The 7316-nt window shown below is 41.6% G+C and carries 7 protein-coding genes; 2 read left to right on the top strand and 5 right to left on the bottom strand.

Annotated elements, in window-relative coordinates; genetic code table 11:
• Positions 1 to 10 precede the first annotated feature (10 nt).
• From G4P69_RS33820 to G4P69_RS33800, 5 genes are read right to left on the bottom strand one after another with little or no spacing between them, the layout of a single operon-like run.
• Positions 11 to 1204: a hypothetical protein gene (locus G4P69_RS33820; RefSeq protein WP_208354225.1), complete on the bottom strand. Its 1194-nt coding sequence runs from the start codon at positions 1202 to 1204 to the stop codon at positions 11 to 13.
• On the bottom strand, positions 1185 to 2282 hold the full coding sequence (locus tag G4P69_RS33815) for an ATP-binding protein (protein ID WP_208354223.1): 1098 nt from the start codon (positions 2280 to 2282) through the stop codon (positions 1185 to 1187). Before G4P69_RS33815 ends, G4P69_RS33820 begins: the two co-directional genes overlap by 20 nt.
• Complete coding sequence (locus G4P69_RS33810) at positions 2254 to 3312, bottom strand: metal-dependent hydrolase (RefSeq protein ID WP_208354221.1); 1059 nt, start codon at positions 3310 to 3312, stop codon at positions 2254 to 2256. The genes G4P69_RS33815 and G4P69_RS33810 overlap by 29 nt, the downstream gene beginning before the upstream one ends.
• Positions 3309 to 4418, bottom strand: a complete 1110-nt coding sequence (locus G4P69_RS33805) for an ATP-binding protein (RefSeq protein ID WP_243903128.1) — start codon at positions 4416 to 4418, stop codon at positions 3309 to 3311. Before G4P69_RS33805 ends, G4P69_RS33810 begins: the two co-directional genes overlap by 4 nt.
• Positions 4419 to 4465: 47 nt before the next feature.
• Complete coding sequence (locus tag G4P69_RS33800) at positions 4466 to 4981, bottom strand: DNA-binding protein (RefSeq protein WP_208345993.1); 516 nt, start codon at positions 4979 to 4981, stop codon at positions 4466 to 4468.
• 161 nt (positions 4982 to 5142) lie between these two features.
• Between G4P69_RS33800 and G4P69_RS33795 the strand changes: the two genes are divergently transcribed.
• Together G4P69_RS33795 and hisC are read left to right on the top strand one after the other, a co-directional pair.
• Positions 5143 to 5943: a basic amino acid ABC transporter substrate-binding protein gene (locus tag G4P69_RS33795; protein WP_208354219.1), complete on the top strand. Its 801-nt coding sequence runs from the start codon at positions 5143 to 5145 to the stop codon at positions 5941 to 5943.
• Positions 5944 to 6062: 119 nt separating this feature from the next.
• Entirely contained in the window at positions 6063 to 7145 is a 1083-nt protein-coding gene (hisC, locus tag G4P69_RS33790) for a histidinol-phosphate transaminase (protein ID WP_208354216.1), read from the top strand.
• Positions 7146 to 7316 lie beyond the last annotated feature (171 nt).

Below are 7316 nucleotides of genomic sequence, written 5' to 3'. Positions count from 1 at the left end.
GTAGTCTCTATTATTGCTTACCAGTATCCTCGCCTGCGGTTTGTGGAGAAGGAACTGCCTGATCAGCTGGATTAGCTGGAGTTTCAGACTCAGGAATACGGATAGAACTAATAGTAATCTTAGTAGTATATTTCCCGTTGTTACCAACCCAAGGCTTGACTCTTCTAATATAACCAGTTTTAGGACTTCTGAGTACAGAGATTTGACTAATTTTGTCATCAATTGCTGAGAGCGAAATTTTTAGTTGTGCTAATTGATAATCATGTTCACGCACAGCCTGCTCATACTGCTGCATCTGTCGACTGAACTCTTGCTGGGTTTGGTTCTCAGCCTGACTTCGCTTAGTTTGCTCGATACTTGCATCATACTCTAGAAGTTGACGACGAGACTTGGCGGTTGCTAGCTTAGACTTTGCCACAATAAGCTCAGACTCTGCCATTTTAACTGCCATTTGTAGTTGTTGTAGTTGTTGCTGTTGCTCAATGGCTGAAGCCTCTAGCTTAGCTTTTGCTCGTTCCAGTTCAGATTTGGCTTGCTGCTCGTTAGATTGTAACTGCTTAAGTTTTGCTTGTTCATGCTGAAGGATCTGAGTTTGTAATTTCATCTCCTTCATATTTAGAATTAATTGTTCTTGTTCTTCGACTTTTTCTTGAGAATTCTGCTGGGCTTCTTCAGCCTTTTCCATTTCAGCTCTTCTCTCTGGGTTGTCAGTTTTTAGCAGTTCTGTTCGAGCATTTAAAACCGATTGTGCCTGGGTTAATTTCATGTGTGCTTGAGCGATCGCTGCCTCTTCTTCTGCAAAAATTGGTGGAGGAAGTGGTTTACCTGGTAGAGGTTCTTTAGGTTCAAATGGCAGATGAATAATCTTAGCTTTTAAATTTTCTATATGCAATTCAATAGACTGACGCTGTTTTATAAGTCTATTACGCTCTAACTTATTATCTACAATAACGTCACCTTCTTTAACGATATCACCTTCTTTAACTTGCAGAAACGACGGATCATCGACTGTCACTGACAGCCGAAGTGGGCGATCTATAGGACTGAGCCTTTTAGGAGGCTGTGTTTGAGTAATCGCTGGCTGTGTTGGTTGTGTTGATGGGACAGTAGAGACTTGTCCCATGAGTTTCTGCATCACAGCCGGTCTAAATAGGACGAGGGCGAGTGCTGCCACTATTGCCGAGCTAGTCAGAAACTCTTTCATAGTAAGGTTTAATCTTGCAGAGCTGTCCCTCTGATCCCATTCGGACTAAAGCTTGTAAAGGTCGCAGTTGAGCCACTACATTTTCAGCGAAACGGAAGCGTTTAGCAACTCGTTTCACTTCTGACTGATCCACTGGTAAAACAATTTTGCTAGAAGAGTTAGCAATAACTTCGTCGGAGATTTCAGCATCTCGTTGAGATGCTAACACTGCATTCATACCGTATTTTCTACCATCTGCTAAGATTAATTTTATACTATGAGAATTCTTGATCTCTTTTGCTTCATCCACAAATAGATAGGTACGTGGTATTTTGCCTTCGACTTCTCCTTGAAGACGGTGAGAGTCCATCAATTGCTTTGCTAATGCTTCTGCTGCGATCGCACTCAACCCTGGGACTTTTCCCAATGCTGACAAATCAAAACGAATAACTTGATGACTTAGATCTGGTTGAGTTTTGTCAAAAATCCCATACTGGAATGTTGCCGCTAGCTTTAACTGTAGCTTGGCTGATTCCTTACAACCATCTTCAACTCTACTTTCAATCTCGTTACGTAGGTCAGCAAATGTAGGAGGTGTGCGTGTCCAGGTAGCCACATCATCCTGTCGGATACCACGCATGTTATAGCAGTTGATTAAAAGGTCGATGATAGCTCCTTCTTGGTTCGCACCTAGTTGTAAAGCTTTTTTCAAAATTGCCGCAACTGCTATTGCTTGTAAGTTAGGACCACCACCTTTTGTATCTATATCAATGGTTAAAAGATTGATTCCATAGGGTGATTCCATATTAAGCGGGTAGCAAATTTCGTTTGGTAACTCTAAATCACCATGAAAATCGACCGTAATAACGCGAAGTGTTGAAAACACCTTTGGCAACTCGTAAGCGATCGCTTTTAAAGTCTGCGTTTTTCCTGAACCGGATGCTCCAATTAGAACAACGTGACCATTAGGAAGCTTAGCGGGATTCCAGAAAACGTTCTCTCCCAGAAGAACTCCACCTGTTGGTTGAGTTTTTTGGGAAGCAGCGCCGGTGTTTTTGGCTTGACTAGGTTTAATGACTGGGGTTGGTAGTGGTTTCATTAATAATCCTTATTTGTAATTGTCCACTACAGTACTGATCACCAAAATAGGTCAACACTGTAGAAAGTGGGGCAGTTTCAAGGTTCAGAGATGAACCTGACACTGTGATATAGGGAAATTGGTAAGGGTCTGGCGTGTATTTCACACCGTCTGGATCATCAATAGAGATTTGTCCGCTTACAAATACCATTGCGCCTGGACGGTTATAGGTTTCAAGTGCGCTAATGAGATGGTCATCATCCAACGTTAAAGGTTCAATATTGGTAATGGCTGGTCTACTGACATCTGCTGTAATATGCTCAGTAATAATTTGAGCAGATGGATCTGTTCCAGCTTTGTAAAGACGCTTGTCAGGAGATTGAACAATAAAGCCATGTCCGCGAGCTTCAATAATTATGAAATCGCCTGCAACTGAAGATCGATCCTTTGCTCTCACTCCTTTGATATGAGCTGTGATTAAGTGATTTGAACCTGAGCGATTATAAACTACTTCAACACCAGAGGGAGTGGCCATCAAACGATTAAAATGTGTTAAAAGTCCGCCACTGGCGTTCATATTAAAAATGAAAACGGCGAGTATAACAAGTACTACTAGTATCCCTGTTTCGACTCGACTGCCAGTCTTTATCCGAAAGTTACGATTTGACGGACAGACGTACCGTTCTGGCGCTGGCCATAACATTTCCACTCCTGATTTAGTGAAAACATCTGCAAACCACCCGAAAAAGTATCCCATGGTAATTGCATGTGCCACTTGCAAAAACCTTCCTCTAAAAACAAACACAATGGCATAGGTAACAGCTGCCACTATTGCGGTCGCGAGTAAACTATGAGTGCAGCTACGGTGCGGAAACCTTCTCTCAAACCAGTTAGCAATCCAAGGGAACATCCGACCAACTGTACTAGTTGAGACATCAATATCAGGAAATAACCCAGCACTCGCGGCAATTGCTACAACAGCAGGATTTGCAGTCCCTAATATTAAGCTTGTAGCAGTAGCACTAAAAACCATGTGAGTAATACCCATCATCGCTGTTGTATCCTCCTGGTGTTTTCTTTTGGTAATGTATACAACACACGAGAAAATCCCATAAAGATGATTGCTCCCATTCCACTCAAAAGATAAAGAGCATGATTGTTGGTGCCTAAACCAATGAAACGGAAGATCATAAATACAAGACCAAGACTGAGAATCATTGGGGTCAAATCAACGTATCTACGGTGATCTGCCGTTTCAACCTCAAGTCCCAAGTACTCCTCATCAATAGCACGCTGAGCAAACATTGGGTTTCCACCAGCGCGTTCTTGGAGTCTAGCTAAGTCTGTATTTTTGAGATTGATTCCTCTGTCAAGTGCAGCATTTTCCATAATCTCTCGAATTGCGTAGTCTGGTAGTGGGGCAAGTTCAATGCGCGGAATACTCAGAAATACATCGGTTCGTGGTGGATTAGTAGCAAGTAACAGCATTGGTACTCCCTGCTTTCGTAGTTGTTTCAGCCATAAACGAAACTGAGCAGTACACCTATGACAATCGTCAACAATAATGAATGCTGTGGTGTCATCAAGGTGAGCCGAGATCGCTCTCTTCAATTGATCAGCGGCTAGTGCTTTGCCTTCTATGTTGTGAGTGTCGATATCAATCTGATCTGCTATCTCTAAAAGCATTTGCTTAAAAGATGCAGGCTCAACAACCGCAACAGTAAAGTTATCGCTTTGTAACCTCTCTACTACAGCATTAGCGAGTACAGTTTTACCAGAACCTTCTTCACCAGTTACGAGGATTGAGCTATCCGCTAAAAGCGAAGCTACAATTCGGTTAAGTTCCTGGACTCGATATAAACGAAGGTTGCCAGTTGTTTGTACTGTTGATTGCAGGTTAACAGGCTGTTCTTCTATTTCTTGTAGTTCTTCTACTTCTTCTAATTCGTCTAATTCTTCTAATTCGTCTAATTCTAACTCCTCTGTCAATGATGTACTGTCGTTGTTTTCAGTGATGGTGTGATTTTCATTAATAGTGTTACTTTCAGTGATGATCTTCTTACGCTTGGGTAAGAAAGCCATAGCACCTGCAACCGCTGTGACGCCTGATATTATAGAGATACCATTGGCAGCAACAACAGCGGTCACCAAAAGCATTAACGCAAAGTTTGACCAGCTGCTATTAAAACTCGCCCAGACTGACTTTACTGAAACTGTGCGATCGCCAGCTGGGCGAAATACTCCGGGTCATACTGTTCAGAACGCCTTTGACGCACTTCCTGAGTTCTTTTACGAACTGCTTCTACTTTTGAAAGTAGCTCTGGAGGAAGCTTGTCAGGATTTTCTAAAAAATGCATGACCATTGCTTCTTCTCCTGCCATTAATGCCGCTGCTCTTTCTGCTCCACGTAAGGTAATCTCCATTAAGTCATTCTGAGCAGCATTACTGTAGACTGCTTTACCTTGTACAGGATTAGGTACAGAATCATCCCCTCTTCCCACTGGCGACTTCTGCTCTTCTTGCTCAGAAAGCTCACTGCTGCCTGCAACTGTAATTGCAGTCTCTTTATTAGCCTTCCACTCATTTATGCATCGTGATACTTCGCGATCGCTTCCCCCAGTTTGTTCTCGCACTTTATCCCGTGTAACTTTTTCTCCTAAACTTTCTAGGTAATCGCAAACTTCAAAAACCTTCTCTTTTAAAGTTTTTTCGCCTTCCATAAGTGCTACCAAACAACGTATTAATAAAAATCTTACTGTCAATAAGAACTCACAGTACACCGTAGCATTGCGGAGGTACGATGATAGCACTTGTCTTCAGCTTCTGGATCAACTCGTAGCCATGTCTACATAAATATGCAAGAATGTATTGGAGATTTTAGGTGAAATTGGTGAAATTGAAATGGTGTCAAATCATTGTTAGCCTAAGTTGTGTCCTTTTGACTATCGCCTGTAACAATTCGCATACTACTATCCCAAATTCAGGTACGAAATATCTCAAAGTAGCGACAGATCCGACATTTATACCATTTGAAATCCAAAGGGCTAATGGTAAGTTGGAAGGGTTTGATATTGACTTGATGAACGCTATCGCCGATAGCAGTGGGTTTACAGTTCAGTTTCAAAGCCTTCCCTTTGATGGTATGATATCAGCGTTGCAGGCCAAGAAAATTGATGCAGCAATTAGTGGGATGACAATCACCCCTAAACGGCTCAAAACAATCTCCTTTTCTCGACCTTATCTGAAAGCTGGGCTTGCGATAGCTGTTAGAGAAGACAATAGCGATATTCAAGATTTAAACAGTCTCCAAGGCAAAAGAATTGCTGTCCAAATCGGTACCCCAGGGGCAGATTTTGCAAAAACTATCCCGAATGCGAAAATTAGTACATTTAATTCTGGTCCCGAATTTTTTCAAGACTTACTTAATGGGAATGTTGATGCTGTTTTTTGCGATGCTTTCGCGACTCTATATGCCTTAAAAATTAATAGTCTCCCAAAAATCAAAGTTGTTGGTAATATCCTTACGGAAGAATACTACGGGATTGCCACACCTCAAGATTCTCCGTACCTCAATCTAATAAACAAAAGCCTATCCACTTTGTTTGCTAATGGTACTTATACAAAAATTTATCGCAAATGGTTTAATACTTTGCCTCCTCAATTACCAGAACAATTGTACTAATAAAAAGGAGTCAGGAGTCAGAATTCAGGAGTCAGAAGTAATCCTGTCTCTGGATTTAAAACCCTTTATTCATCCACCAGTCAGATAGGACACCTAAACTGAATTCTTTTTGCTAAGCAATGAGTAACTACTTTCGCCCCAATGTTGACGCAATGGCTGCTTACGCTCCTAGTGAGCAACTTCCTAAAGATAATACGGAGATAATTAAACTTAACAGTAATGAGAACCCTTATCCTCCCTCTCCTATGGCGATGGAAGTATTGCGCAACTTTAAAGGGGAGTGGTTGCGACGGTATCCTAATGCATTTGCACAGGAATTTCGTGAAGCAGCTAGCACAGTGTTGGAAGTTCCAACTGATTGGATCATTGTAGGGAACGGTAGTGATGAAATATTAAACGTGGTGATTCGAGCTTGTGTAGAACCAGGACGAAAGGTGGTTTACCCTACGCCAACTTACGTACTATATCGTACACTATCACAGGTGCAATCTGCGGAGATTATTGAAGTTCCGTATACTAAGGACTATCGCTTACCATTAAAGGAATTAATTGCGGCTAATGGTTCTGTAACATTTATTGCTTCACCTAATAGCCCTTCTGGACATGTGGTTCCAGCAGATGAACTACGAGAATTAGCGAGCAACTTATCTGGGGTTTTCGTGATTGACGAAGCGTATGTGGATTTTGCTGAAGAGAATGGGCTGGTGTTAGTTAAGGAATTTGAGAATGTCATAGTTATTCGGACTCTTTCTAAGGGATACTCGTTGGCTGGATTGCGCTTAGGGTTTGCAGTGGCAAATCCTAAGCTGCTAAGTGGACTTTATAAAGTGAAGGATAGCTATAATATTGATGCGATCGCCTGTGCTGTTGGAGCGGCTGCAATAAAAGACCAAGCTTATAAAGATGCTTGTGTAGCAAAGGTGAAAGCATCGAGAATAAAGTTAGCAAAAGACTTAGCTCAATTAGGTTTCCGGATTTGGGATTCCCAAACAAACTTCTTGCTTGTTCAACCTGCGCAAGGGAATGCTGAGTATCTGTACCAAAAACTCAAGGAACAGAAAATTTTATTGCGTTACTTTAAACAGCCAGAACTTGATGATAAATTACGCATAACTGTTGGTACTGATGAGCAGAATCAAGCACTCGTGAAGGCTCTTGCCAAAGTCCAGAGCGAACTTCCCAAAGCGGTATTTAGGCAATAACCGGAGTATTGTAAATTTTTATAAAGAATATAGACAAGTATTCTCATAAATAGACAAATATGGCTAAATTGAGAATATGAAATTATCACAGTACGCCGAACACATTGGAGTAAGTTACAAAACTGCTTGGCGTTGGTGGAAAGCCGGTAAACTACCTCATCCTGCTAAACA

The organism is Aetokthonos hydrillicola CCALA 1050 (genome assembly GCF_017591665.1).
Lineage (GTDB): Bacteria > Cyanobacteriota > Cyanobacteriia > Cyanobacteriales > Nostocaceae > Aetokthonos > Aetokthonos hydrillicola.
This window is presented reverse-complemented; position numbering and strand designations above follow the sequence as displayed.

Excerpts from the sequence above, each read along its gene's own strand:
- G4P69_RS33820 (WP_208354225.1), bottom strand. The coding sequence starts at position 1,204 with ATGAAAGAGTTTCTGACTAGCTCGGCAATAGTGGCAGCACTCGCCCTC.
- G4P69_RS33815 (WP_208354223.1), bottom strand. The coding sequence starts at position 2,282 with ATGAAACCACTACCAACCCCAGTCATTAAACCTAGTCAAGCCAAAAAC.
- G4P69_RS33810 (WP_208354221.1), bottom strand. The coding sequence starts at position 3,312 with ATGATGGGTATTACTCACATGGTTTTTAGTGCTACTGCTACAAGCTTA.
- G4P69_RS33805 (WP_243903128.1), bottom strand. The coding sequence starts at position 4,418 with ATGCTTTTGGTGACCGCTGTTGTTGCTGCCAATGGTATCTCTATAATA.
- G4P69_RS33800 (WP_208345993.1), bottom strand. The coding sequence starts at position 4,981 with ATGGAAGGCGAAAAAACTTTAAAAGAGAAGGTTTTTGAAGTTTGCGAT.
- hisC (WP_208354216.1), top strand. The coding sequence starts at position 6,063 with ATGAGTAACTACTTTCGCCCCAATGTTGACGCAATGGCTGCTTACGCT.